The sequence below is a fragment of the Streptomyces sp. YIM S03343 genome (assembly GCF_054729195.1).
The window spans coordinates 1,538,904-1,564,768 of the sequence record NZ_JBPUKX010000001.1 but is presented as its reverse complement, the minus strand read 5'-3'; the positions used below and the strand labels follow the sequence as shown (position 1 = coordinate 1,564,768).

The following is a 25,865-nucleotide window of genomic DNA, read 5'->3' as shown; positions in this document are numbered from 1 at the left end:
CCGCATACGGTCGACAGGACGCTTTTCAACTACCTGCCCGCTGCCTACCGTGCGGGATCCATGAGCCCCCCTGTAGCCCCGCCCGGCTGGAGCCGCTGGCTGGTTCCCCCCGCCGCCCTGTCCGTCCACCTCTCCATCGGCCAGGCCTACGCCTGGAGCGTGTTCAAACCGCCCCTGGAATCCGCGCTCGACCTCAGCGGCACCCAGAGCGCGCTGCCGTTCCAACTGGCCATCGTGATGCTCGGGTTGTCCGCCGCATTCGGCGGCACACTCGTCGAACGGCGCGGCCCGCGCTGGGCGATGACCGTCGCCCTGGTCTGCTTCTGCTCCGGTCTCCTCATCTCCGCCCTCGGCGCGCAGACCCGGCAGTACTGGCTGATCGTCCTCGGCTACGGCTTCGTCGGCGGGATCGGCCTCGGCATCGGGTACATCTCCCCGGTGTCCACGCTGATCAAGTGGTTCCCCGACCGGCCCGGCATGGCCACCGGCATCGCCATCATGGGCTTCGGCGGCGGTGCGCTGATCGCCTCGCCCTGGTCGGCGCAGATGCTCGCCTCCTTCGGTTCGGACCACTCCGGCATCGCGCTCGCCTTCCTCGTACTCGGGCTGTCGTACGCGGTGTTCATGTCGCTCGGCGTGCTGCTGGTCCGCGTGCCGCGCACCCAACCGCCGACCGCCACCGTCACCGGTGCGGCGGTCGTGGGGGCGGGCGCCGGGCCGCAGGTGTCCGCCCGCAACGCCGTGCGCACCCCGCAGTTCTGGTGCCTGTGGATCGTGCTCTGCATGAACGTGACCGCGGGCATCGGCATCCTGGAGAAGGCCGCACCGATGATCACGGACTACTTCGCCACCTCCTCGGCTCCCGTCTCCGCCTCGGCAGCCGCAGGGTTCGTCGCCCTGCTGTCGGCCGCCAACATGGCCGGACGCATCGGCTGGTCCTCCACCTCCGACCTGATCGGCCGCAAGAACATCTACCGCCTCTACCTCGGTGTCGGCGCCCTGATGTACCTGCTGATCGCGGCGTTCGGCGACTCCTCCAAGCCGCTGTTCGTGCTGTGCACGCTCGTGATCCTCTCCTTCTACGGCGGCGGATTCGCCACCGTGCCCGCCTATCTCAAGGACCTGTTCGGCACCCACCAGGTCGGCGCGATCCACGGACGGCTGCTGACCGCCTGGTCGACGGCCGGGGTCCTCGGGCCGCTCATCGTCAACTGGATCGCCGACCGCCAGGAGGCCGCGGGCAAGCACGGCCCGGCGCTGTACGGAGTGTCGCTGCTCATCATGATCGGGCTGCTGTTCGTAGGCTTCGTCGCCAACGAGTTCGTCCGCCCCGTCCACCCCCGCCACCATGTCCCCGTACCGCCGAGGGAGGCCGCCGATGTCGCACGACAGCAGCCCGAGTCCGCCTGACCGCCGGCCCCTCATCGCCTTCGCCTGGCTGTGGGTGGGCGCGCCGCTGGCCTACGGGGTGTACGAACTGGTACAGAAGGCGGCGAAGTTGTTCACCGGGTGACACCAGGACGTGACACCCGGACGTGACAGGGAATACTCGGGCGTCCGACGGCATGAGGGAAGCTGACAACACGGGCGCCCGTTTCCTGTGCCCTCACCACCCGTCGTACCCGTGAGTCACTGATCAGACTGGGGCCGTCCCGCTGACCACGGCATGACGGAGGCCCCCGATGAACGGCTCGCGGATCACCGCAGTCGGCCACTACCAGCCCGCCAAGGTGCTCACCAACGAGGACCTGAGAGGCATGGTCGACACAAGCGACGAGTGGATCACCAGCCGGGTCGGCATCCGCACCCGCCACATCGCGGGCCCCGACGAGCCCGTCGACGAACTCGCCGCGCACGCCGCCGCCAAGGCGCTCGCCGCGGCGGGCCTCGCGCCCGGCGACATCGACCTGGTCCTGGTCGCCACCTCCACCGCGATCGACCGCTCCCCGAACACCGCCGCCCGCGTCGCCGCCCGGCTCGGCATTCCGCGGCCCGCCGCGATGGACATCAACGTGGTCTGTGCCGGCTTCACGCACGCCCTCGCCACCGCCGACCACGCCGTGCGCGCCGGTGCCGCCACCCGCGCCCTGGTCATCGGCGCCGACAAGATGTCCGAGGTAACCGACTGGACCGACCGCACCACCTGCGTCCTGGTCGGCGACGGAGCGGGCGCCGCCGTGGTCGAGGCCGCCGCTCCCGGCGAGGGGCCCGGCATCGGGCCCGTGCTGTGGGGCTCGGTGCCCGAGATGGGGCAGGCGGTGCGCATCGAGGGCATGCCGCCGCGGTTCGCCCAGGAGGGGCAGAGCGTCTACCGCTGGGCCACTACCCAACTGCCGCCGCTCGCCCGCCGCGCCTGCGAACTCGCCGGTACGGCACCCGAGGAACTGGCCGCTGTGGTCCTGCACCAGGCGAACCTGCGGATCATCGAGCCCCTCGCCGGGAAGATCGGCGCCGTGAACGCCGTCGTGGCGCGCGATGTCACTGAGTCGGGCAACACCTCCGCCGCCAGCATCCCGCTCGCCCTGTCGAAGCTCGTCGAACAGGGTGAGATCTCCTCCGGCGACCAGGTCCTGCTGTTCGGATTCGGCGGGAACCTGTCGTACGCCGGACAGGTCGTGCGCTGTCCCTGACCCCGCTGACCCCGCTGACCCCGCTGACCCCGCTGACCCCGCTGACCCCGCTGACCCCGCTGACCTGCGCGGACGGGCGGTGTGACGCGTCATACCCCGTGCTGCCCTGGCGCGCCGGGCGCCGTAGACTGTAGACGAAAGACAATCGATACTGGTCTTACGGCTGCCCGCCCGGTACCGCCCAGGAGGGGACGATGTTGTCGACAGGACTGCCGCAGGGTGCGGTGCCCAGGCTCGAACGCCCCGGCCCGCTGCGTGACCGCGTCTACGAGGCACTGCTCGAACTCATCACCACCCGCGCCCTCCAACCCGGCCAGCATCTCGTCGAGAGCGAACTCGCCGGGCATCTCGGCGTCTCGCGCCAGCCGGTCCGTGAGGCGCTCCAGCGGCTCAACACCGAGGGCTGGGTCGATCTGCGGCCCGCGCAGGGCGCGTTCGTGCACGAGCCGACCGAGGCGGAGGCCGACCAACTGCTCACCGTGCGCACACTCCTGGAGGCCGAGGCCGCCCGGCTCGCCGCCGCCAACGCCGGCAGCCCCGGCATCGAGGTGCTCCGGCAGCTCTGCACGGAGGGGGAGAAGGCCGTCGAGGCGGACGACGTGGAGAGCGCCGTCGCCCTCAACGCCCTCTTCCACACGAAGATCATGGAGCTGGCGGGCAACACCGTCCTCGCCGGACTCGCCGCCCAGGTCGACCGCCGGGTGCGCTGGTACTACACCCCGGTGGCCCGGCAGCGCGGCAACCAGTCCTGGATCGAACACCGCGAGCTGATCGCCGCCATCGCCGACCGCGACGAGTCGCGCGCCACCAGCCTGATGCGGGAGCACACCGAGCACACCCGCCGCTCCTATCACGCCCGGGCCACATCCTGAACCCGTGCGGCATACAGGTGTTCCCCCTGCGGTCATCGGCATGATCGCAGGGGGAGCCGAGCTCACGACGGACCGTCAGTCGGCCACAACGGTGTGGTGAGCGGGCGTCAGGCCGTCACATCGCGGCGGCCGCCTGTCCGTCCGTTCCGGTGACGCCCTTGCCACGGCCCGGCTGGCGCAGCAGCAGGGCGACCGCCGCCGCGACCATCGACACACCGCCGGCCAGCGCGTACGCCCCGTTGTAGCCCCAGGACGCCACCACCATCGAGCCGAGGCCGCCGCCGAACAGCCCGCTGATCAGCTTGCCGCTGTAGACCAGGCCGTAGTTGGTGGCGTTGTAGTTCTCCCCGAAGTAGTCCGGGGTGAGCGCCGCGAACAATGGGTAGAAGGCGCCGCCGCCGAAGCCGGACAGGAACGCGAAGAACAGGAACAGCCACTCGCTCTTCATGTCGCCCGCCCAGATCACCCCGAACTGCGCGAGACCCAGGACGACGATCACGAACACCAGCGTCTTCTTGCGGCCCAGCCGGTCCGACACCCAGCCCACGGTGGGCCGCCCGAAGCCGTTGACGACCGCCATGACACCCATCGACGACGCCGCGACCAGCGGCCCGAAGCCCAGATCCTTGGCGTAGTCGACCTGGAAGGAGATCCCGAAGATCGACACACCCGCGGTCATCACGATCGAGATCCACATCAGCGGGAGCATCCCCGTACGGATGGCCTCCTTCGGCGTGAACTGCCGTACGGCGGGCGGGTTCTTGGCGGGCCCCGCCGAGTGCTCGGTGTGCCCCGCGTGGACGAGCGGGTCGATGTGCGCGGGCCACCAGTTCTTCGGCGGGTCCTTGAAGAAGAACGCGGAGGCCAGCACCACGACCAGGATGTAGCAGCCGATCAGATCCAGCACCCTGTGGTAATTACCCGTGTCGAACGCGTAGTTGAAGATGAAGATGAAGGGCAGCGAGCCGTACGCGAAGCCGCCGTTGACGAACCCGGTGCGCGCGCCGCGCCGTTCGGGGAACCACTTGCCCACCATGTTGATGCACGTCGCGTACACCAGCCCGGCCCCGAGGCCGCCGATCACACCGAAGCCGAGGATCGCCAGCAGCACATTGCTCAGATGCGACAGGGCGAGAAAGCCCACCAGACACATGGCCGAGCCGGTGAGCATCGCCCGGCGCGCGGTCAGGATGCCCCGCTCCCGCAGCCAGCCCGCCGGGAAGGCCACGCCCGCCTGGAAGAACACCCAGACGCTGAGGATCCAGAAGGTGTTGCTCTGCGTCCAGCCGTGCGCCTGGGACAGGGTGTCCTCCGCCGAGCCGTACGCGTACTCGAAGACGCTGATCGCCATCATGGCGACCCACGGCAGGTACACCATGAGACTGCGCGAGTGGCCGAGGATGTCCCGGTCGGTCTCCCCGACCCGGTAGACGCGGCCGTGCGCGTCGGTCACCTCGCGGTAGGGACGGTTCGCGGCACCTGCACCGGCCGCCGAGCTGTTCGTAGCCATGGGTTCTGCACTCATGTCACGCCATCTCCTCGCCGTGCGGGTGCGGGTCGGGACGATGCGCCGGACGTTCCGTATCGACATCGCTCGCGCCGATCCGGAACACGCGGCCGTTGCGGTCCGTCACCTCCCTGACGGGGACGGACCTCGAATAGCCGGTCGTTGACATACCTGCTCTGCACCCCTTGCGTTCGAAAGTCCTGGCCAGCGCCCCCTGTCCATTGCCCTTTCGACTGCCCGGTCGCCGCCGGGGTGCCATGTGCCTCCCCTGCGGCTCCCTCTCGGGCGTGCGCGCACGCTCCCGGGGCCGGCCGACGCGCACCGTCGGCCGCCCCGGCGGTCGTTCACCTCATGAACCACCGCCCAGCAACCCCGCCGCCCGCGCCCAGCGGGCGGTGTTTCGCCCGGGGGACAACCCCCGGACCCCCGGCCGATCGTGAGCCGGCCCCAGGCATCACAGGACCCCTGCCGCCCGCGCCCAGCGGTACTTCGCACCGAGCACGGCCACCGGCCGCTCCGTGGTGTACGGATAGGCCACCACGCCCCGCTCGTACAGGTACTGGCTGGCGGCCTCGACCTCCACATCGCCCGCCAGGGACGCCACCACCGGCTTGTGCACGCCCCGTTCGCGGAACTCGGCCACCACACGCGCGGTGAGCTCGGCGAAGACCATCGGGGGAGTGACGATGGTGTGCCAGTAGCCGAGGACCAGCGCGTGGATACGCGGATCCTCGAGACCGAGCCGGATCGTCGCCTCGTACGTCGACGGCGGCTCGCCCCCGGTGATGTCCACCGGATTGCCCGCGGCCCCGAAGGGTGGGATGAACCTGCGGAACGCCTCGTCCAAGTCCGGCGGGATCTCCATCAGCGACAGGCCGTTGTCGGTCACCGCGTCGGACAGCAGCACACCGCTGCCGCCGGCGCCGGTGATGATCACGACGTTGTCGCCCTGCGGCGTCGGCAGCACGGGCAGGGCGCGCGCGTACTCCAGCATGTCGCTCAGCCCCGGCGCCCTGATCACGCCGGCCTGCCGCAGGATGTCGTCGTACACCGCGTCGTCGCCCGCGAGCGCCCCGGTGTGCGAACCGGCCGCCCGCGCCCCGGCCGCCGTACGGCCCGCCTTCAGCACCACGACCGGCTTCCTGGGCACGGTCCTGCGCGCCGCCTCGACGAACGCGCGCCCGTCCTTGAGGTCCTCCAGATGCATGGCCACGCACTCGGTGTGCGGGTCCTCACCGAACCAGGTCAGCAGGTCGTCCTCGTCGAGGTCCGACTTGTTGCCCAGCCCGACGATCGCCGACACCCCGGTCTTCGTGGTGCGCGCGAAGCCCAGGACGGCCATGCCGATGCCGCCGGACTGCGAGGTCAGCGCCACCCCGCCCTTGACGTCGTACGGCGTGCAGAACGTGGCGCACAGATCCTGCCAGGTGGAGTAGTAGCCGTAGATGTTCGGCCCGAGCAGCCGCACCCCGTGCCGCCGTCCGATCTCCACGATCTCCGCCTGGAGTTCGTGCTCGCCGGTCTCCGCGAACCCGGAGGGAATCAGCACGGCGTTGGGGATCTTCCTGCGCCCCACCTCCTCCAGCGCCGCGGGCACGAACCTGGCGGGGATCGCGAAAACCGCCACATCCACGTCGCCCGGGACGTCGGTGACACTCTTGTACGCCTTGCGGCCGAGGATGTCGTCGGCCTTCGGATTCACCGGATGGATGTCCCCGGCGAAGCCGCCGTCGACGAGATTGCGCATCACCGAATTGCCGATCTTCCCCGCCTCGTTGGAGGCGCCGATCACGGCGACGGCCGACGGCTGCATCAGCCGGCGCATCGAGGTGAGGATCTCCTCCCGGGTGTACGTCGGCCGCGGCGGCGGCAGTTCGGAGGCGAGGATGACCCGGACGTCGGCGGCCACAGCGCCGTCCGCCGTGGCGATCACTGGGTTGAGGTCCACCTCGGCGATCTCCGGGAAATCCGCGACCAGTTGGGACACCCGCCGGATCTGCTCGGCCAATGCCCACCTGTCCACGCCCGCCTGCCCACGCACCCCGTGCAGCACCTCGGCCGCCCGGATCGAATCCAGCATCGACAGCGCCTCGTCGGCGTCCACCGGTGCCAGCCGGAACGTCACGTCCTTCAGCACCTCGACCAGCACCCCGCCGAGCCCGAACGCCACGATCTTCCCGAACGTCGGATCGGTGACCGCCCCGACGATCACCTCCTGCCCCCGCGGCAGCAGTTCCTGCACCTGTACGCCTTCGATCCGGGCGTCCGCGTCGTAGGCGCGCGCGTTCTCCACGATCCGGTGGAACGCCGCCCGCACCTCGCCCGCGCCCTCCACCCCGACGACCACCCCGCCGGCGTCGGTCTTGTGCAGGATGTCCGGCGAGACGATCTTCATCACCACCGGCCCGCCGAACCGCGCCGCGTACGCCACCGCCTCGTCGACGTCCCTCGCCAGCTCCTCGCCGGGCACGGCGATCCCGTAGGCGTCGGCGATCACCTTGCCCTCGGGCGCGGTCAGCGCGGTGCGCCCGGCGGCCCGCACGGAGTCGAGCAGGGCACGCACCCGCAGCATTCGGTCCTCGGCCATCACCTCAGATCACCCCGCTCGACTTCAGCAGGCGCAACTCCTCGTCGCCGAGGCCGAGTTCGCCGACGTAGATCTCCTCGTTGTGCTCGCCCAGCAACGGCGAACTCTCCACGACGACAGGGGAGTCGGAGAGCTTGATCGGGCTGCCGACGGTGACGAACTCGCCGCGCTCGGGGTGCGGGACGGTCACCACCATCTCGTTGGCGACCAGCGACTCGTCCCGGATGATCTCCTCGGTCGAAAGGATCGGCCCGCAGGGGATGTTGTGCGCGTTGAGCCGCTCCAGCACCTCCCACTTGGGCAGCGTCGAGGACCACTCCTCGATCAGCTGGAACATCTTGCTCAGCTTCGGCAGCCGCGCCTTCGGGGTGGCCCACTCGGGGTCCGCGGCCAGCTCGGGACGGCCGATGAGCCGGGTGATCGGCTCCCAGCCGACGGGCTGGACGATGATGTACACATAGTCGTTGGGCCCGCCCGGCGCGCACCTGACCGCCCAGCCGGGCTGGCCGCCGCCGGATGCGTTGCCCGAGCGGGGCACCTCGCTGCCGAAGTCCTCGTTGGGGTACTCGGCGAGCGGGCCGTGCGCCAGGCGCTGCTGGTCGCGCAGCTTGACCCGGCACAGATTGAGCACGGCGTGCTGCATGGCCACGTTGACACGCTGGCCGCGCCCGGTCCGCTCACGCTGGAAGAGGGCCGCGAGGATGCCCGCGACGGTGTGAACACCGGTCCCGGAGTCCCCGATCTGCGCGCCCGTCGCCAGCGGCGGCCCGTCCTCGAAGCCGGTGGTCGCCATCGAGCCGCCCATCGCCTGCGCGACGACCTCGTACGCCTTGAAGGCGGTGTACGGGCCGTCCCCGAACCCCTTGATGGAGGCGTACACGATCCGGGGGTTGATCTCCTGGATGCGGTCCCAGGTGAAACCCATCCGGTCCACCGCGCCCGGTCCGAAGTTCTCCACCATGACGTCAGAGCGCCGGATCAGCTCGGTCAGCAGCTGCTTGCCGCGCTCCGTCTTGGTGTTGAGGGTGATGCTGCGCTTGTTGCAGTTGAGCATCGTGAAGTAGAGCGAGTCGACGTCCGGCAGATCCCGCAGCTGCCCCCGCGTGATGTCGCCGGTCGGCGCCTCCAGTTTGACGACGTCCGCGCCGAGCCAGGCCAGCAGCTGGGTCGCGGACGGCCCGGACTGGACGTGGGTCATGTCGAGGACGCGGATGCCGTCGAGCGCCTTGCCGCGCCGGGCTCGGCCATTGCTCGGCTGACGCTCAAGTGCGTTGGCGGTCATGGGCGTTCACCTCACTTGTACATCGTCTGGTTCATGGTTCCGGGGGCGTACGCGTCCGGGTCGACCCAGACGTTGACCAGCGAGGGCTTGCCCGACTCGCGGGCGCGGCGCAGGGCGGGACCGATGTCGGCGGGGTCGCGGACCTCTTCACCGTGGCCTCCGAGCATCTGGGCGAACTTGTCGTACGGCACGTCGCCGAGGGTGTTGCCGACCCGCTCGCGCTCCTTGCCGTACTTGGCGGCCTGCCCGTAACGGATCTGGTTCATCGAGGAGTTGTTGCCGACGATGCCGACGAAGGGGAGGTCGTAGCGCACCAGCGTCTCGAAGTCCCAGCCGGTGAGCGAGAACGCGCCGTCGCCGAACAGTGCCACGACCTCCTTGTCGGGTCGTGCCTGCTTGGCGGCCAGCACAAAGGGGATGCCGACGCCGAGGGTGCCCAGCGGACCCGGATCCATCCAGTGGCCGGGCGACTTGGGCTGCACGACCTGCCCGGAGAAGGTGACGATGTCGCCGCCGTCGCCGATGTAGATCGAGTCCTCGGTGAGGAAGTCGTTGATCTCACTGACCAGCCGGTAGGGATGGATCGGCGAGGCGTCCGACCGCAGTTGCGGCAGCCGTTTGTCGAGGGCGGCCTGCTCGGCGGCGCGCAGCTCCTCCAGCCACTCCTTGCGTCGTGCCGCACCGCCGTTCAGCCGCCCGGAGGCCGCCTCCGCCACCGACCTGAGCACGAGCCCCGCGTCCCCGACGATGCCGAGGTCGATGTCGCGGTTCTTGCCGACGGTGCGGTAGTCGAGGTCGATCTGCACGACCGTTGCGTCGGGGGAGAGGCGTTTGCCGTAGCCCATGCGGAAGTCGAAGGGGGTGCCGACGATCACGATGACGTCGGCGTTGGAGAAGGCATAGCGGCGCGAGAGCTGGAAGTGGTGCGGGTCGCCGGGCGGCAGGGTGCCGCGCGCGGCACCGTTCATATAGGCCGGGATGTTGAGGGTGCGGACCAGTTCGATGGCCGCCGCGGTGCCGCGAGTGGTCCACACCTGGCTGCCGAGCAGGATCGCGGGCTTCTCCGCGTGCGTCAGCAGGTCCGCGAGGCGCTCCACGGCCTCGGGGTCGCCGGCCGAGCGGGTGGAGGCGCGGTAGCCGCCGGGCCGGGGCACCCTGGCCTTGTCCACGGGCACCTTCGCGTCGAGCACATCGCGCGGGATCTCCAGGAACGACGGCCCCGGCGCGCCGTGGTAGCACTCACGGAACGCCATCGACACCATGTCCGCGGCGCGGGCGGTGTCGGGGACGGTGGCCGCGAACTTGGTGATCGGGGACATCATGTCGACGTGCGGCAGGTCCTGGAGAGACCCCATCTTGTGCTGGGTCAGGGCGCCTTGGCCGCCGATCAGCAGCATCGGGGACTCCGCACGGAAGGCGTTGGCGACCCCGGTGACGGCGTCGGTGGTCCCCGGCCCCGCCGTCACCACCGCGCAGCCCGGCTTCCCGGTGATCCGGGCACAGCCGTCGGCGGCGTGCGCGGCGACCTGCTCGTGACGCACGTCGACGACCTCGATGCCCTCGTCGACGCAGCCGTCGTAGATGTCGATGATGTGGCCGCCGCAGAGCGTGTAGATGCGGTCGACGCCTTCGGCCTTGAGCGCCTTGGCGACGAGATGGCCGCCGGAGATCAGGTTGTCGTCGGTGCGGGCGTGGGCGCTGTGCCGGGTGCCGGCCCGGGTGTCGTCCCTGGTGTGGTTGTTGGTGCCGTTGCTGGTGCCGTCCCTGGTGTCGTCGGGCATGGCGAAGTCCTGTCCCTTTCGTAGGGGATGGAGGTGGTTTCGCGGGTTGGTGCGCGGGTCGGGCTCATGGACCCTTTGGTACATTGCATACAGTCGACGAATACTGTATGAAGCTTGTTATCCCGCATCCGGTGGGTGGTGTCCAGGGGGCGTGCGGCACTTTCGACTCAGGAGCCGGAATGGACCTGTACGAGCACCAGGCAAGGGAACTCTTCGCAGCACACGGCATCGTGGTACCGAGGGCCGAGGTCACCGACTCGGCCAAGGAGGCCCGCGAGATCGCGCGCGCTCTCGGCGGACGCGTGGTCGTCAAGGCCCAGGTGAAGACCGGCGGGCGCGGGAAGGCGGGCGGCGTCAAACTCGCCGCGGACCCGGCCGCCGCCGAACTGACGGCACGTCAGATCCTTGGGATGGACATCAAAGGGCACCGGGTCGCCAAGGTGATGATCGCCGAACCCGTCGACATCGACCGGGAGTTCTACGTCTCCTACGTCCTCGACCGAGCGGCGGGCGGCTTCCTCGCGATCGCCTCCGCGGAGGGCGGTACGGAGATCGAGGAACTCGCCGCGAACCGGCCGGACGCGGTCGCGCGCATCCCCGTCGACCCGGCGCGCGGTGTCACCTCGGCGAAGGCCGCCGAGATCGCGGAGGCGGCGGGCCTGCCCCCGCGCACCGCCGACGTCCTGATGAGGCTCTGGAACGTACTGACCGGCGAGGACGCGCTCCTCGTCGAGGTCAACCCGCTGGTACGCACCACCGACGGCCGTATCGTCGCCCTCGACGGCAAGGTCACCCTCGACGACAACGCCCGCTTCCGCCAGACCCGTTGGGGAGACGAGGCGGAGGAGGCGGCCGACCCGCTGGAAGCCGCCGCAGCCGCCAAGGGCCTCACCTACGTGAAGCTGGACGGCGAGGTCGGCGTCATCGGCAACGGCGCGGGCCTGGTCATGTCGACCCTGGACGTGATCGCGGGCTGCGGCGCGCGCCCCGCGAACTTCCTGGACATCGGCGGCGGAGCCTCCGCGCAGGTCATGGCCGACGGCCTCTCGGTGATCCTCTCGGACCCGGCTGTGAGGTCGGTGTTCGTCAACGTCTTCGGCGGCATCACCGCCTGCGACGCCGTGGCCGACGGCATCGTACGGGCCCTGGAGACCGTCCGGTTGACCAAACCGCTGGTCGTACGGCTCGACGGCAACAACGCGGCGGAGGGCCGTGCCGTCCTCGACCGGCGAGCACACCCGTTGGTCGAACAGATGCCCACCATGGACGGCGCCGCCCGCCGTGCCGCCGAACTCGCCCAACTCGCCCACACAGCCTGAGGAGCCGGGACATGGCGATCTACCTCACCAAGGAGAGCAAGGTTCTCGTCCAGGGCATGACCGGCGGCGAGGGCATGAAGCACACCCGCCGGATGCTCGCCGCCGGCACGAACATCGTGGGTGGCGTCAACCCGCGCAAGGCGGGCCGCACGGTCACCTTCGACGAGCGGACCGTCCCGGTCTACGGCTCGGTCGTCGAGGGCATGGACGCGTCGGGCGCCGATGTGTCGGTCGTCTTCGTGCCGCCCGCCTTCGCGAAGGCGGCGGTGCTGGAGGCCGCCGACGCCGGGATCGGCCTGGCGGTCGTCATCACGGAGGGCATCCCCGTCCACGACACGGTCGCGTTCACCGCGTACGCACGGGCCCGAGGCACCCGCCTCATCGGCCCCAACTGCCCCGGCCTGATCACCCCGGGGCAGTCCGACGCGGGCATCATCCCCGCCGACATCACCAAGCCCGGCCGGATCGGACTGGTGTCCAAGTCGGGCACACTGACCTACCAACTCATGTACGAACTGCGGGACATCGGCTTCTCGACCTGCGTCGGCATCGGCGGCGACCCGGTGATCGGCACCACCCACATCGACTGCCTGGCCGCGTTCGAGGCCGACCCCGACACCGATGTGATCGTGCTGATCGGCGAGATCGGCGGCGACGCGGAGGAGAGGGCGGCGGCGTACATCCGCGATCACGTCACCAAGCCGGTCGTCGGCTATATCGCCGGCTTCACCGCTCCCGAGGGCCGCACGATGGGCCACGCGGGCGCGATCGTCTCGGGCTCGACGGGCACGGCGCAGGCGAAACGGGCGGCGCTGGAGGCGGTGGGGGTACGGGTGGGAACGACACCGACGGAGACGGCGGGGCTGGTGGTGGGGGTGCTGGATGAGGCGTGACCGGAATGGGTAGAAAACCATCCATATGTGCCAGCGTCGCCCCCGCGGCCCTGATGTGCATTTGATCCGATCCGCTCCCTCCTCCTCCCTCCCCGCTGTTCCCTGACCGATACCGGAGCTGACGAGAATGGCACCCACCCTCACCCCTCTCACCACCACCCGCCCCATCCGGGTCCTGAAGTCGGGAACATCCTGGTCGGACGCCTGGCAGCGCTGTCTGGCCGTGGCCCCCGAGGCGTTCCGGGACGGGGAGGTCCTCAACCTCTGGAACGCCGACTGGCAGGAGGGCGGCCGGGCCCGCCCCGCCACCACGCCGGTCGACGGCAGCCCGATCGTGGGCGCCCCGCGCCTGGACGGCGCCACCGCACACCGGGCCGTACGCGCCTCCCTGGACCAGCACCGCGCCTGGCGCCACGTTCCGCTCCCGGAGCGGCGGGCCAGGGTGGCCGCCACCCTGGACGCGCTCACCGGGCACCGCGAACTGCTGGCCCTGCTGCTGGTGTGGGAGATCGGCAAGCCGTGGCGGCTGGCGCAGGCGGACGTGGACCGGGCGATCGACGGGGTGCGCTGGTACGTGGACGGCATAGAGCCGATGGTCGAGGGCCGCACCTCCCTCGACGGCCCGGTGTCGAACATCGCGAGCTGGAACTACCCGATGAGCGTGCTCGTCCACGCGGTACTGGTGCAGGCGCTGGCGGGCAACGCGGTGATCGCGAAGACACCGACCGACGGCGGGGTCGCGTGCCTGACGCTGGCCTGCGCGCTGGCGGCCCGCGAGGGCATCCCGGTGACCTTGGTCAGCGGCAGCGGGGGTGAGCTGTCGGAGGCGCTGGTGCGGGCGCCGGAGATCGGCTGCGTGTCCTTCGTGGGCGGCCGGGACACCGGGGCGGGGGTGGCGACGGCGGTGGCCGACCTGGGCAAGCGCCACGTCCTGGAACAGGAGGGCCTGAACACCTGGGGCATCTGGAAGTACACGGACTGGGAGTCGCTGACGGCGGTGATCCCCAAGCTCTTCGACTACGGCAAGCAGCGCTGCACGGCGTACCCGCGCTTCGTGGTGCAGCGCGAGCTGTTCGACGAGTTCCTGGCGGCGTACCTCCCGGCGGTCGCCACACTCCGGGTGGGCCATCCGCTGGCGGTGGCGCGGGAGGGCGACCCGTACCCGGAACTGGACTTCGGGCCGGTGATCAACGCGGCCAAGGCGCGCGAGCTGCGTGATCAGGTGGCCGACGCGATCGACCGGGGTGCGGTACCGCTGTACCGGGGCAGGCCGGAGGAGGACCGTTTCCTCCCGCACCAGGACGTATCGGCCTACGTCCACCCGGTCACCCTCCTCAACCCACCCCCCTCCTCCCCGCTCCACCACGCGGAGCCGTTCGGCCCGGTCGACACGATCGTCCTGGTCGACACGGAGGCAGAGCTGCTGGCCGCCATGAACGCGTCCAACGGTGCCCTGGTCGCCACGCTCTCCACGGACGACCGATCGACCTTCGACCGGCTGGCCCCGCAGATCCGTGCCTTCAAACTCGGCCACGGCAAGCCCCGCTCCCGGGGCGACCGCGATGAGCTGTTCGGCGGCTTCGGCGCGTCTTGGCGCGGCGCGTTCGTCGGCGGCGAGCTGCTGGTCAGAGCGGTCACCCAGGGCCCGGCGGGGGAGCGCGTGCCGGGCAACTTCCCGTCGTATCAGCTGATGCCCTGAGCGGGCCCGAGCCGGGCGACTCCTCACCCCGGGACACCGCCCGGCTCGCGTCCCGGGAGGCCGCTCACCCACGCCGTGGGAAGCCCCTCACCCACGCTGTGGGAGGCCGCCCGCCCACGCCCCCGTACGCACGGATATGCAGGTGAAGCGCACTCCGAAAGCTTGGTATTGTTATCCGTGTCGCCCCGGGGAACACCCCTGGCCAAGCGGCAGACACCTTGTCCGGGTGGCGGAATGGCAGACGCGCTAGCTTGAGGTGCTAGTGCCCTTTAACGGGCGTGGGGGTTCAAGTCCCCCCTCGGACACGCAGTGGGATGTTTACAAGATCGTCCCGGATGCGTTCACGAATTACCGGTTGAGTCATATGGCTCACCGGTATTTCGTCGTTCCTGAGGTGTTTTCGCTTCCCGTGATCGGCTCGGTGAGGGGAAACTCTTTGGCCACGCCCACATCGACGCAACCGCCACGGCCCCGCGTCGAGTCGGTACGGGTGCGGCGGCGGGTCAGCGCGGTGGGCACGGTCATCGTCTGCCGGCAGACCGTCTCCCTCGGCCGTCCGCACGCGGGCCAGACGGTGACCGCGCACGTGTCGGACACGATGATCACCGTCGAGTTGGACGGCCAGATCCGGGTCATCCGGCGCACCACCGACGTCCCGGCCCGTAACGTGAAAGCGGACAAGCCCCACAGGGCTTCCCATGGTGTCCAGGCCCACCGTCAAACGTCAGCCGGGACCAGAACGTCAAACACCAACTGGGACCCGATACCGCCTTGGCGCTATGCCGTAGCCGTCGGCTGGCTGTTCGGCTGGGATGTGGCCCGAAGCGTCGGACCGGCAGGTGTGGTTCTGCGGGCAGTCGGGTGATCGTTGTTCGGCCGGTCCGGGGCGGTGTTGCAGGGGTACCGTCTGAGTGTTGCCGCAGAACGGAGTTCGCCGTGTCGCAGAGCATCGAGGAGTACACCGGCGCTCGGATCGCCCGGATCCGGAAGCAGCGCGGTCTGACGCAGCAGGGGCTGGCGATGCGGGCGCACCTGTCGAAGTCACTGTTGTCGAAGGTCGAGTGCGGGCAGAAGCCTGCTTCCCCTGCTCTTGTCGCCGCCTGCGCCCGTGCATTGGGTGTTTCCACATCCGACCTGCTGGGGCAGCCGTATGCCGACGAACTGCGGCGCGACCGCATGGACGCCCTGATCCAGCCGATTCGTGAGGGGCTGGAGAACTGGGACATCGCGCTGGACTGGGAGACGACTCCGCGTCCGGCCGCGTTGATCTGGGCGGATGTCCAGCGGGCTCTGGAGCAGCGTCGTCAGGCGCAGTACACGGACATGGTGCGCGACCTGCCCCTGCTGATCGACGAGTCGGTGCAGGCGGTGCACACCAGTACCGGGGAGGAGCAGCGGCTGGCCTACGAGTGCCTGGCGGAGACGTTCCGGTGTGTGTTCACTGTGGCGTGGAAGCTCGGCTTCCTCGATCTGGCGACCGTCGCGCTGGACCGGCTGGCGTGGACCGCGCCGCGCGCCGACGAGCCGGGGCTGGCCGCGATGCATGCCTTTCTGCGCGCGCAGACCACGTTGTCGTCGGGCCGGTACGACGTGGGTCTGAGGGTGGTCAACCGGGCGCTGCGGGACCTCGATAGCCAGGAGTCACGCCGCCCGGCGGGCATTGAGGCGATGCGGGGCATGCTGCACCTGCGGGCCGCGACCATCGCGGGCCGGATGAAGGACCGGGACCACGCCGACGCCCGCCTGGCCGAGGCCCGTGCCCTGGCCCAGACAACGGGCGAGTTGCCGGACTTCGGCGTCACCTGGGGGCCGGTGAACGTCGGCGTGCATGCCGTGGCGATCGCCTCGGAGGCTGACGACTTCGGGCGTGCGATCGAACTCGCGGACAACGTGCGCATCCCGCGCGGCTGGACCCGTTCCCGGGCCGGTCACCACTGGATGGACCTTGGCCGGGCCCACGCCTGGTCAGGCCACCCGGACAGGGCTCTGGACTGCCTGCACCAAGCCCGGCGCATCGCTCCGCAGCAGACCCGCTACCACCCGACCGTGCGGGAGACCGTGCTGGCGCTTAAGCGGCGGGAGCGGGCACGTAACGGCTCGTTGGCGCAGTACGCGGAGTGGGTCGGGATATAGCGGATTTCTGGCGGGAGGAGTTGCACCCTTCGGTGCAACTGCGGTGCATCGCCGGTCGGCAGGCTGACATCTCGTCAGGACCTCCGCGACCGCGCGAACGGTCCGGGGGCGTGGCCAATGCTGACAAGGAGCGTCGACATGCCGCACTGTATCGCCCACATCTTCGAACCGCTGCTACGGCTGCTGTGGCCCGCACCAAGCCGCCACCGTGCACCGGCTCGCCGTTCTACCAGCATCGGTGTGGAGGCATCGACTGAATGCCCGCCTCGCGAACCCGCTGCCCCGGTGCTGCACGGTGAGAGCAACGGGCTGGTCCGCCCGTACCTGCTCGCACACGAGCGGCGGGAGCGGCAGTGCCGACGGGCACCGCGGCGCGCACTGTGGCTGGCCGTGCACGGCATCGGCACCGGTTTCCTGCTGACCCGCGGCACGGAGATGGGGCCCCGATGAGCCTCACGAACCAGGCCCGTCTGCTGCCCTGGGCCGGGCCGGAAGGAAAACCGTGCTACCTCGCGGGTGACGGGACCGGACACCTGTCGCGCCTCGCTGACAACATGGAGTCGATCCAGCTCGGCCTGGCCGGTGAACTCGTTCAGGAGGCACAAATGGTTCTGGACGGGCGCCAGTGGACCGCTGGCGAACTGCACCTTCTGGCAGTCCGGTTGACTGAGGCATTGGCGAACGTGCACCGGATCGCGGTGAGCCGGGGAGCACGCCTGCCCGCACCGGCCTATGAGGACCTCGATGCCCTCGACGCGTCGGACGACGAGCATGACCAGCAAGACGTCGCGCAGCCCATCCAACTCGGCTGACCTGCCCATCGCTTACCCCTGTGCCGACCGGATGCCTGCTGCATCCCGACCGGAGCCGTGCCGCACACCAGGAACCCCGGGAGGCTGCAGCCGATCCAGGCTACGCTCGCCCTGACCGGCAAGGCCCGGCTCTGGGAACCTTGCCGCCTGTGGTTCGGCCTGTTCACCGAAGCCGCCCAGCTCATCACCACCGGACACCGCAAATCCGCCTCGTCCGACACTGGCCTCGGACCAGTGAGATCACCATCGACCGGCTCGTCCCCCTGTCCAACCCCGGCACCGGACCCCGGCGCCCACCCGAGACGACATTGCGGCTACCGACCTGCCCACCACTTGGCCCAGAGTGCAGAACGGTCCGCCGACTCCGTCGACGGACCGTCACACAGGATCGAGGCTGGAAGACTGCTCGGCTGCGGAGACCTACAGCCGACGAGCCGCCTTCAGCCTCATGTACTCGTCGACCCCTCGCACGAACCGGCACTCACCGGTCTGCTCGTTCACGACGATGGGCCAGTTCCCACCCAGCCGCGCACCGCTCTCCGCACTCGGCGGCCAGGCAAAGACGTAGTGGCCGGGCAGGTACAACCTGTCGGCAGGATGAATGTGGCATCCCAATTTGTCCCATTCGGGAATATTGGACCTGCCGAATTCTTCGGCCAGACGTGCTGCCTCTTGTTGCTTCAGTCTGCCTCCATGGTTGTTGCCGTCGCTATTGGGTCGTGTCCCTTGTTGTGCTCTGCAAGGGACACGACCCAATCTGCAACCGCTCCGCCTGAGCATCGCTGAGTCGGCGCGGTGCTCCTGCGCTTAGCTACCGAGGCCGGATGGTAGGGGTCACCCTTGAGCGCAAGGGAAGAGGAATACCCCTCCGGAAGGGAGGGATGAAGCCTTCCGGAGCGCCGGGACAGGGACTGCTCGCTTCATTGCACCGTCCCGATACTTCGACCCTTGTCCTACCTGGCGAGCCAGGCCAGCGTGTCCTGGTCCTCAGCACCTGAGTTCGACTAGCCGCGATGACTTGACGGCAAACTTGGCCCGTTGCGTCAGACGTTGTCAGCCTACGCCGAAAATACTGTCCAGCGTTGATGGCCAATCAGCGTGCGCAAGTTCTGCCGCGATAAGCAGGTCCCGCCAATCGATCTCCATCAGTCTAATCGCATCGAGAAGTTTATCCACGCTACCGTCCGCCAGGATCAGAACGGCGGCCGTGATCTTCTCTTCGGCAACACGATGAAATACTCTCAACTCAGCCTCCTCCAACAAGGAGGTAACCGAAGCAGCGTCAGCCCCGTACTGCTCTGCAACTCTTGAGGCAATGCGGCTTGTGATCGCCATGAATCCCCTCCGAAGGTCAAACGATTATTGTGCTTGATCAACCGTGCCGCACTATACCTGAGTCACTTCTCCGGAGGCAGCAAATAGTCTCCCCTCCGCGTGTAGCCAGCCTCATCCAGTTGCCTTAGCTCCCTGGAAAATACGGTTGGACGCCCTTCGACGGTCAGGTTTCCCTTTGCCGGCGAAGCGACATACACAGACTTACGGGCCTTAATTATCCCGCGAATCCAACGATCATTATCCTCAAGGGAAGTCCATTCCTTTTCCGGCAGATCGAGCACTTCATGGTTGGGCCAGCTTTTGGCCTCCTCAACGTCTACCTGCCTTCCTATCACCGCAATTTCATCCGTCGATGTCGAGGGAAGTACAGTGCAGGTGGAATTGTGGACGAGTATTGGTATGGCTCCCGCCAGCACATAGTACGTGTGCAGGCCCTCGACGGTGAGGTTGTAGGTGCGAGCATACTGCGTGAACGCACGGTTCGCCCGAACCGGGACGGTACTTCCGTCATCGACCCTCAAAGTCATTCCAGGCTTGAGGTCGCCCGCATCAATCCAGCGCCCCTCGGACGGAACCCAGAATGGATGCTCATGAGTGGCCGTGAGTTTTTCTCTTCCATTCTTCGTGGAAATTGTCAGCTCGTTAAAATATTTATCGCTATCGGTGACGATAAGACGAGTGACTGCCTTCGCTTCACTCTTCCCCGTCTCCGGGTCTGTCGCGAGGACCTTGTCGCCGACTCGAATGTCTTCGATGTTCTTGGTTGTGCTGTCCGCCATTTCGACATCGGTCCCGGCAAGGAAACACTTGCAGTGGATTCCCAATACCTCTGCAGCGCCCCCCTTTGCAACCCGCTCCGCGTCCTTCACTCCTTCCTTGAGTAGCTTCTTCCCAATTCCTCTGGCGAGGCCCATAATGCCGGTGAAGAACCCGGCTACCTGGACAACACCGTCGCCGGCGTCGTAGGCCTTATTGTCTTTCTTCAGGCCGTGTTCCTTGACGAGTTTGTCGTAATCGTCCCGGTTCGGGTGGCAGCCGCGGTCGGTCCAGCTGCACCACGGAGTGACAGCCATGTACGCAAGGTCCGCGGTATCGGCGAGGGCGGCGCCTGTACCGACGAGAATCCCTTGCCCGAAGTCTTTGAAGCTGCCCTGGGCCCGCGGGTCCGCGGGTTCAACGTTGCATCCGGGCTTGAAGGCCGGGTAGGTCGCGCTGCAGTCTGTTCCGCCGCCCCCGCCTGATCCGTAGTTGGCACTTCCCTGAGTGGTCATGCCGCCGGAGCTGGAGGACCCGCTGCCGCTGCTCACGTAGTTGATCACTGCGACGACGAAGAGGACGACGGCGATGATCAGCCCGATGATCGAGTCGAAGAACTTTCCGTCAGGGTCGGCGAAGCTGACGGGGTTGTTGCTGCTGTATGCGTAGCCGTTGACCTGTTGCGGGTCCTTGAGGTCCGCGACCGGGTCGACGCTGACGAATCTACCGGTGGCCGGGTCGTAGTCGCGGGCTCCCAGGTGTGTGAGGCCGGTGGGGTCTTGGGTGCCTCCGACGAAGCCCTTGTCACCGACCCAGGCCTCCGTTGCGCTTCCTCGCTCTTCCCCGAACGGCATGGTCTGTCGTCTGGTGAGGGCCTGTGTGGATGCCTCTATCTGGACGTTGCCCGTGCCGTTGTGGTCGCTGGTGATCCAGGTCAGGCTGGTCGGGGTTCGTACGGCGACCGTTTTGCCGGCGTGGCTGTAGTAGCGGGTTGCTGTGACGGTGCCGCTTGCCTTGTTCAGCCGGAGTTCGGTCTCGCCCAGGTACAGGGTGGTGCCGGTGGCATCGCGGCGGATGAGCCGGTTGCCGTCTGCGTCGTTGAGGAACGACGTTGTGGTCTTGTCGGCTGCCGTGACGGATGCGAGGTCGCCTTCAAGTCCCCAGTCGAGTTTCTGCGTCTGGTTGTTGAGGGTACGGGTCTGTGTGTTGCCCGCGCCGTCGTAGGTGTAGTTGCTGTCGTCGGTCTTCGTACCGGCGGCGTTCTTCGTTTCTGTTGAGGAGAGCGCGTGAGGGCGCGGCTGGTCGGCAGTCTTGTAGTTGTACGTGGTGGTGGCGGGTCCACCGGTGGCCAACTCGTCGGTGGCGGTCTTGCGGTTACCCGCAGCGTCGTAGGTGAAGGACTGCCAGTACGGGGTTGACCCGCCGACCTGGTCCTTGGTGGGAGGCGTGGTTGTGCAGTCTGCGGTGGCGGTCCAGGCGGTCTTCAGGCGACGGTATCCGTCGTAGATGAAGCACTGTTTGTCGCCCGGTGAGGTGGCGCTTTCGTCGACCTCGATGGGGTTGCCGGCCGGGTCGTAGCGGTAGTTGACGTCTGAGTCCGTACCCGTGCGGGTTTCGGACTTGACGGTCTGCCGGGCCAGGCGCTTGGTGCCGTCCTCGTACGAAGTATCGATATCGGTCCAATTGGCGGTCGAGGAGACGCCGAGAGTGGTACGGATCTGTTCACCGGCAGGCAGGTAGTCGGTGTTCCGGACGATATCTGTCAGGCCGCTGAGAGTGTCCGGGAGACGCTGGTCGGTGTACCCGTAGTTCAGTGCTTCTGCGGCGAGTCCGCCCATGGCGGGGATGGTGCGCTTTTGCAGGGTGCCGTCAAGGTTGTAGGCGTTGCTGATGGTCCAGGTGCCGGTCCCGGCGAGGGCGCCTTCGGACTTGCTGACCGTGTACTGCTCCTTGAGGACCCGGTAGAGCGAGTCGTAGGCCGCGGCGGTGCTGGCATAGACCTGGCCGCTCTTTCCTCCGACGTAGCGGATGGAGGAGGTCGGGTGGCCGATGGCTACCGTGTCGTAGGTCCAGCGGGCCAGGTACTTGGTGTCGTCGATGACGGGCTTGCCGTCGACGAGGGGGATACGGCCGTCGAGCTCGCCGGTGCGGCGGCCGATCAGGTCGTAGGTGTAGGCGAGGGTGTTGGCTTTGCGTCCGTCGGTGGTGGCGACGATCTGGTCGACGTCGTTGTATTCGGTTGTGCTGGTTCCCGAGTCCGGGTCGCTGCTGCTGATCTTGCGGCCCAGGAAGTCGTATCCGTAGGTCCAGGTGTTGGCGTTGGTGTCGCTGTCCTTGACGCTGGTCAGCCGGTCGGCGTGGTCGTAGCCGTAGGTCAGTTTCGTGTAGTTGGTGCTGGCCGTGTTGCCGTCGTATTGGAGCTTCTCCACCGTCCGACCGCGGGCGTCGGCCTTCTCCAGGATTGCCGAGGCTCCTGTGGGGGGCTCGACCAGGGTGGTGTCTCCGTTGTAGGTGGTTTTGGTCCGTGAAAATTCCTTGCCGTTGGTGAGGGTCTTCTCGATGGTGGGACGGCCCGCCCCGTCAAAGACCGTCTCTGTCCCCGCTGGTGCGGCATTCTTGAGTGTTGCCAGTACACCCGAGGGCGCTGTGGTGTCGATGTAGTCCGCTGCGGTCTCGACTTCCAGGCCTCGCGTGTCGTACTTCTTCTCGGTGATGACGCGGCCGCCGCCGACAGCGGCAGGGCTCTGGGACTGGCGTGGCCGCAGGAGCGCGTCGTAGATCGCGTAGCTGGTCTGGTAAGTAGTGCCGTCGTTGTTGAGCGACTTGGTGGCAACCCACGAGGCGGTCGTGCTCTGGACCTTGTATTCGAACCTCTGGCTCGGTGTCTGCGTGGTGCGGTTGCGGTCGGCGAACCAGACGTCGGTCAGTCGGCCCAGTCCGTCGTAGGCCATTTCGGTGCGGTGGAGGTTGGGGTCGATGCTGGCGGCGTTCAGGCCCCAGTCCGGAATGATCTCGGTTGTTACCGTGTGGTCGAGGGCGTTCTTCTCCACCTGCTTGGTGAGCGGTCCCCCGGCTGCTGGGGTGTATTCCGCATGTTTGGTGCGGGTGTGGTTGGTGTCCCAGGAGTCCGTGGGGCGGCCCAGATCGTCGTAGGCGAACGTGGCTACGGTCTGCAGCTTGGGGGTGCTGTCAGTGTTGTACCCGGTCACGCGCTCGATGGTGCTGATTTCGCCCTGGGTAGGTGCCTTGCCCCAGAGCTGGCCGTCGTAGGAGGTCCGAACGTCGGAGATGGCGTCGGTGGTCTTCGGGTCGCCGGTGCGTTTGGGGGTTTCGGTGCAGCCGACCGAGACCTTCTCCACCTTCTTGGGCAGGGAGAGGATCCATGCGCTGGTGTTGGTGGCGTACTCGGTGAGGGTGCAGTCCTTGAGGCCGGCTGCGTCCGTCTCGGCCGTCAGTGCCAGGCCGCTGGTGGTGTCGTACGTCGTGGTGTTCTTCGACGTCAGCTCCCCGCCGTCCGCGATGGCTGTGCGCGTGACGGTGCTGGCGGTGCGCACCATGTAGGCGTTGACTGTGCCATAGGAGTGCGTTTCGGCGGCGGTGGTCTGTGACCAGGGGGTGGTGATGTTGCCGGATATTTCGGCGCCGTCTGTGCCGTTGTAGGTGATCTGCTCGCGCTGCTGGCCGGCGAATTGCTCGGAGTCGGTCTTGACCGTGCCCTTTGAGTCGGTGACGGTCTCCTTGCGGGTGCTGCCGTCGGACTGCTTGTCGCCGTCCATGCCCCGGTAGTAGAGGACAGTGCTCTTGGACCGGATTCCGGCGGCTTCGCCGGTGGTGGTGGTGACCTTCTGGTAGCCGCGCCAGATGCCCCAGGTGCGGTATTTCGCCGGGGTGATGGGCGATTCGTCGTCGTAGGCCCACGCGCCCCCGCCGCTGTAGGTATAGTCCGTCTCCTTGAGCGGCGAGCCGCCGGTCGGGTCAGATTCGGTGACCTGAGTGACGACGTACTTGTGGAACCAGTCGGTGCGTGGTTTGGGGTCGGTGCCCGGAGTCGGGTTGGACGGCGGAATCCATTTCACCGGGTAGCAGCGTTTGGTGTTGTCATCCAGCTTGGCGGGGATGTTGGTGTCAGCGATGCAGTCCTCGCCGGAGTAGTTGACCGTCAGGACCGAGCCGGTCTCCGACGTCACCCTGCGCACGCGCCACTTGATGTAGGGCGCGACATCGTCGCCGATCTTGTCGACCCGGTTGTTGAGCTGGATACCGGTGAAGGTGACCGGGTTCATCTGGATATCTGTGCCGACCAGGCCGGTGTGTTGAATGGACTTCAGCCACAGTCCCGCGTTCGAGCCGTCACCTGGGTCAGGGAACGACTGCTCCAGGTGCCAGTTGTTGACATCGCGGTAGTCGGTGTCCGCACCGGCGCCGGTGCCCTTGTAGACCTGGGTGGTCACGTCGGTGAGGCGCTTGCGGGAGAAGAAGGATGGTGCGGGCTGGTCAGTGCAAGGACTGTCGGCCTTGCAGATCTGGTCGAAGGGCACGTCGGGCCAGGCGTTGCGGTTGCTGGACGTCAGGGAGGCGCAGGTCTCGCCTCCGGTGACGGGGATACAGCGCTCGGCGGTGGTGAAGTTCACGCGCGCGGCAGGCGGGGTGGCGAAGACCGTGTCCTTGGCGGCGTCGTAGCGCTGACCGTAGTCGATGCGCTTGAGGTGGCCGCCAGCGGTGTAAGCGGTGCCTTTGCCGGTGGTGCCGTTCTTGGCGTAGGAGTTGCTCTCCTTGTCGTACCAGTAGGTCATGACGTTGCCGTGCGGGTCCACGACGTAGTCGAGGTTCCACCGCCAGGCCTGGGTCTTGGCGCGGTCGGCGAAGGCGCTGCCGCTGGAGTAGCCGGGTTCGCCGGTGTCGTCGCCGAAGACCGGTACGGTCCATACCGAGTTGGTTTCGTCCATGCTGGCGGTCCAACCGGGCAGCCGGTTCTTCCCGAAGACGTACTGGGTGCCGTCGGTCGACGTCACCGTCCAGGTCTCGCCGTCGTTGTCACCGTTGGTGGCGCCGGTGCTGTGGACGACGCGCTCGCCGTCGTCGCTCTTGGGCCGCCACTGCTTCTTGGTCTCGTTCCAGACCAGCGGGGTGGACTTGCCGTTGAGGACGAGCGAGGCGTTGTCCTCCTTCCAGCACTGGTCGTACTTCTTGTCCTGGCCGTCGTCCTCGCAGCTGCCGTAGGCCCGCTCCACGTAGGAAACCGGAAGGTCGAAGCCATCACCGATCCACGAGGGCTGGGCGCTGGTGGAGGATGTGTGGCCGTCCACGCTCTGCGCCGAGTAGCCGAAGGACAGGTTCGGGGACGGGCCCGCCGGAGTCGGCGGGACATCCAGGGGATAACTCCAGGTGAAATCGCCGTTGGAGCCGCCGGCACTCCAGGTGGAGGAGACCTCCAGCGGGGTCGCCCCGTAGGTGCCCTGGTCGGAGGCTGTCCCGGCAGAGAGCGCGAGGACGACAGGTGCGGACTGTGCGCTTTTGGCCTGCGGAGTGGTGACCTGGGCGGTCACGGTGTTCTTCTCGGTGTTGTTGGAGGACGGCACCGGTGTAGTGGTGCGGCACGCGGGCCTGTCCGGGGTGGTCAGCGCGCAAGCCGGCAGTTGCACCATCCGCAGCCGGGAGGACCAGTTGCCGCTGTAGGCGTTCGCGAAGCCGCTGTAGTCGATGGTTGCGTCCACACCGGCGGGCGCGGCCTCGCCGTCGGCGCGGCTGATCGTGAGAACCAGACCGTCGATGCCGAGTTTGCTCGCTGCCGCCCGGTCCAGAACCTTCACCTGGGCCTGGTCCGGAGCTGGCTTCGAATCCACGGTGGCGCGTGAGGTCTTCGTTGCCGTGAGGAGTTTCGGTTGAGCCAGAGTGATCGGCAGACCAGTGGCCTTGACCTGCCGCTTCGGGGAATCGGGTACGTCGACGGTCACGGCAGTGGCATCAGGCCACTTTGGTGCGCGGGCTGCCTTGGCGCGAGTCCGCTGGGCCGCATTGATTGTGGGATCGCTGAGTCTCGGAGTCTTGGCCTTGAAAGGCTCGGCGCTGCCGAACTTGGCCCTCTGTAATGCGGCGTGCTCGCGGTCTTTCGCCTGTACAGGCGTGGCGCTGAGCAGGCCCGCGACGACAGCTGCCGACAGAGGCAAGGTGATTGCCACCAGTCTGCGGCGGCTCGCCCTGTGCCATGCCCACCTCGACAGCACTGATCTATGCCCGTTCACTGGGTTCTCCGCATCAA

Annotated in this window: 16 protein-coding genes, 1 tRNA gene and 2 pseudogenes; 13 read left to right on the top strand and 6 right to left on the bottom strand. The window is 67.9% G+C overall.

Translation table 11 applies throughout. The annotated features are described in order from the left end of the window. The first annotated feature begins 60 nt into the window (after nt 1–60). From ACSYGN_RS06940 to ACSYGN_RS06925, 4 genes are all read left to right on the top strand, one after another. A complete protein-coding gene (locus tag ACSYGN_RS06940) occupies nt 61–1,410 on the top strand; it encodes an OFA family MFS transporter (protein ID WP_460392921.1) in 1,350 nt (449 codons plus the stop codon). Next, complete coding sequence (locus ACSYGN_RS06935) at nt 1,379–1,513, top strand: MFS transporter small subunit (RefSeq protein WP_460392919.1); 135 nt, start codon at nt 1,379–1,381, stop codon at nt 1,511–1,513. Before ACSYGN_RS06940 ends, ACSYGN_RS06935 begins: the two co-directional genes overlap by 32 nt. Before the next feature lie 169 nt (nt 1,514–1,682). After that, the gene (locus ACSYGN_RS06930) at nt 1,683–2,630 is read left to right on the top strand and encodes a beta-ketoacyl-ACP synthase III (protein ID WP_460392917.1); all 948 of its coding nucleotides are present in this window, start codon (nt 1,683–1,685) and stop codon (nt 2,628–2,630) included. A gap of 194 nt (nt 2,631–2,824) precedes the next feature. Then, the gene (locus ACSYGN_RS06925) at nt 2,825–3,502 is read left to right on the top strand and encodes a GntR family transcriptional regulator (RefSeq protein WP_460392914.1); all 678 of its coding nucleotides are present in this window, start codon (nt 2,825–2,827) and stop codon (nt 3,500–3,502) included. A gap of 115 nt (nt 3,503–3,617) precedes the next feature. Here the strand turns inward: ACSYGN_RS06925 and ACSYGN_RS06920 are convergent, their stop codons facing one another. From ACSYGN_RS06920 to ACSYGN_RS06905, 4 genes are all read right to left on the bottom strand, one after another. Continuing rightward, the gene (locus ACSYGN_RS06920; protein ID WP_460392912.1) at nt 3,618–5,027 is read right to left on the bottom strand and encodes an OFA family MFS transporter; all 1,410 of its coding nucleotides are present in this window, start codon (nt 5,025–5,027) and stop codon (nt 3,618–3,620) included. Between the two features lie 436 nt (nt 5,028–5,463). Continuing rightward, on the bottom strand, nt 5,464–7,596 hold the full coding sequence (locus tag ACSYGN_RS06915; protein ID WP_460392910.1) for an acetate--CoA ligase family protein: 2,133 nt from the start codon (nt 7,594–7,596) through the stop codon (nt 5,464–5,466). Between the two features lie 4 nt (nt 7,597–7,600). Next, the gene (gene frc, locus ACSYGN_RS06910) at nt 7,601–8,878 is read right to left on the bottom strand and encodes a formyl-CoA transferase (protein WP_460392908.1); all 1,278 of its coding nucleotides are present in this window, start codon (nt 8,876–8,878) and stop codon (nt 7,601–7,603) included. An 11-nt stretch (nt 8,879–8,889) separates the two neighbouring features. Continuing rightward, nucleotides 8,890–10,659, bottom strand: coding sequence for a thiamine pyrophosphate-binding protein (locus tag ACSYGN_RS06905; protein WP_460392906.1), 1,770 nt, complete (start codon nt 10,657–10,659; stop codon nt 8,890–8,892). Between the two features lie 179 nt (nt 10,660–10,838). Between ACSYGN_RS06905 and sucC the strand changes: the two genes are divergently transcribed. The 9 genes and pseudogenes from sucC to ACSYGN_RS06860 form a co-directional block, all read left to right on the top strand. Continuing rightward, on the top strand, nt 10,839–11,978 hold the full coding sequence (sucC, locus tag ACSYGN_RS06900) for an ADP-forming succinate--CoA ligase subunit beta (RefSeq protein ID WP_460392904.1): 1,140 nt from the start codon (nt 10,839–10,841) through the stop codon (nt 11,976–11,978). An 11-nt stretch (nt 11,979–11,989) separates the two neighbouring features. After that, complete coding sequence (gene sucD / locus ACSYGN_RS06895; RefSeq protein ID WP_460392902.1) at nt 11,990–12,871, top strand: succinate--CoA ligase subunit alpha; 882 nt, start codon at nt 11,990–11,992, stop codon at nt 12,869–12,871. A 127-nt stretch (nt 12,872–12,998) separates the two neighbouring features. Beyond that, nucleotides 12,999–14,570 carry an aldehyde dehydrogenase family protein gene (locus ACSYGN_RS06890; protein WP_460392900.1) on the top strand — a complete coding sequence of 524 codons (1,572 nt, stop codon included), beginning with the start codon at nt 12,999–13,001 and terminating at the stop codon, nt 14,568–14,570. Between the two features lie 220 nt (nt 14,571–14,790). Beyond that, a tRNA-Leu gene (locus tag ACSYGN_RS06885) sits at nt 14,791–14,875 on the top strand. A 155-nt stretch (nt 14,876–15,030) separates the two neighbouring features. Continuing rightward, nucleotides 15,031–15,267 (top strand): annotated as a pseudogene (locus tag ACSYGN_RS06880) (IS481 family transposase); the annotation flags it as partial. Between the two features lie 239 nt (nt 15,268–15,506). Continuing rightward, nucleotides 15,507–16,703, top strand: coding sequence for a helix-turn-helix domain-containing protein (locus tag ACSYGN_RS06875; RefSeq protein ID WP_460392898.1), 1,197 nt, complete (start codon nt 15,507–15,509; stop codon nt 16,701–16,703). A 138-nt stretch (nt 16,704–16,841) separates the two neighbouring features. Further along, complete coding sequence (locus ACSYGN_RS06870; protein WP_460392896.1) at nt 16,842–17,153, top strand: hypothetical protein; 312 nt, start codon at nt 16,842–16,844, stop codon at nt 17,151–17,153. Continuing rightward, a complete protein-coding gene (locus tag ACSYGN_RS06865) occupies nt 17,150–17,515 on the top strand; it encodes a hypothetical protein (protein WP_460392894.1) in 366 nt (121 codons plus the stop codon). The genes ACSYGN_RS06870 and ACSYGN_RS06865 overlap by 4 nt, the downstream gene beginning before the upstream one ends. Nucleotides 17,516–17,620: 105 nt before the next feature. After that, nucleotides 17,621–17,793, top strand: a pseudogene (locus ACSYGN_RS06860) (IS1380 family transposase); the annotation flags it as partial. Between the two features lie 775 nt (nt 17,794–18,568). On the opposite strand, the gene ACSYGN_RS06855 reads toward ACSYGN_RS06860, so the two are convergent. Then, on the bottom strand, nt 18,569–18,850 hold the full coding sequence (locus ACSYGN_RS06855) for a hypothetical protein (protein ID WP_460392892.1): 282 nt from the start codon (nt 18,848–18,850) through the stop codon (nt 18,569–18,571). 62 nt (nt 18,851–18,912) lie between these two features. Next, entirely contained in the window at nt 18,913–25,785 is a 6,873-nt protein-coding gene (locus ACSYGN_RS06850; protein ID WP_460392890.1) for a polymorphic toxin-type HINT domain-containing protein, read from the bottom strand. Between the last annotated feature and the right edge of the window lie 80 nt (nt 25,786–25,865).

Bases quoted from the DNA above. Each gene is read 5' to 3' on its own strand.
- ACSYGN_RS06940 (WP_460392921.1), top strand. From the start codon at position 61: ATGAGCCCCCCTGTAGCCCCGCCCGGCTGGAGCCGCTGGCTGGTTCCC.
- ACSYGN_RS06935 (WP_460392919.1), top strand. From the start codon at position 1,379: ATGTCGCACGACAGCAGCCCGAGTCCGCCTGACCGCCGGCCCCTCATC.
- ACSYGN_RS06930 (WP_460392917.1), top strand. From the start codon at position 1,683: ATGAACGGCTCGCGGATCACCGCAGTCGGCCACTACCAGCCCGCCAAG.
- ACSYGN_RS06925 (WP_460392914.1), top strand. From the start codon at position 2,825: ATGTTGTCGACAGGACTGCCGCAGGGTGCGGTGCCCAGGCTCGAACGC.
- ACSYGN_RS06920 (WP_460392912.1), bottom strand. From the start codon at position 5,027: ATGAGTGCAGAACCCATGGCTACGAACAGCTCGGCGGCCGGTGCAGGT.
- ACSYGN_RS06915 (WP_460392910.1), bottom strand. From the start codon at position 7,596: ATGGCCGAGGACCGAATGCTGCGGGTGCGTGCCCTGCTCGACTCCGTG.
- frc (WP_460392908.1), bottom strand. From the start codon at position 8,878: ATGACCGCCAACGCACTTGAGCGTCAGCCGAGCAATGGCCGAGCCCGG.
- ACSYGN_RS06905 (WP_460392906.1), bottom strand. From the start codon at position 10,659: ATGCCCGACGACACCAGGGACGGCACCAGCAACGGCACCAACAACCAC.
- sucC (WP_460392904.1), top strand. From the start codon at position 10,839: ATGGACCTGTACGAGCACCAGGCAAGGGAACTCTTCGCAGCACACGGC.
- sucD (WP_460392902.1), top strand. From the start codon at position 11,990: ATGGCGATCTACCTCACCAAGGAGAGCAAGGTTCTCGTCCAGGGCATG.
- ACSYGN_RS06890 (WP_460392900.1), top strand. From the start codon at position 12,999: ATGGCACCCACCCTCACCCCTCTCACCACCACCCGCCCCATCCGGGTC.
- ACSYGN_RS06870 (WP_460392896.1), top strand. From the start codon at position 16,842: ATGCCGCACTGTATCGCCCACATCTTCGAACCGCTGCTACGGCTGCTG.
- ACSYGN_RS06865 (WP_460392894.1), top strand. From the start codon at position 17,150: ATGAGCCTCACGAACCAGGCCCGTCTGCTGCCCTGGGCCGGGCCGGAA.
- ACSYGN_RS06855 (WP_460392892.1), bottom strand. From the start codon at position 18,850: ATGGCGATCACAAGCCGCATTGCCTCAAGAGTTGCAGAGCAGTACGGG.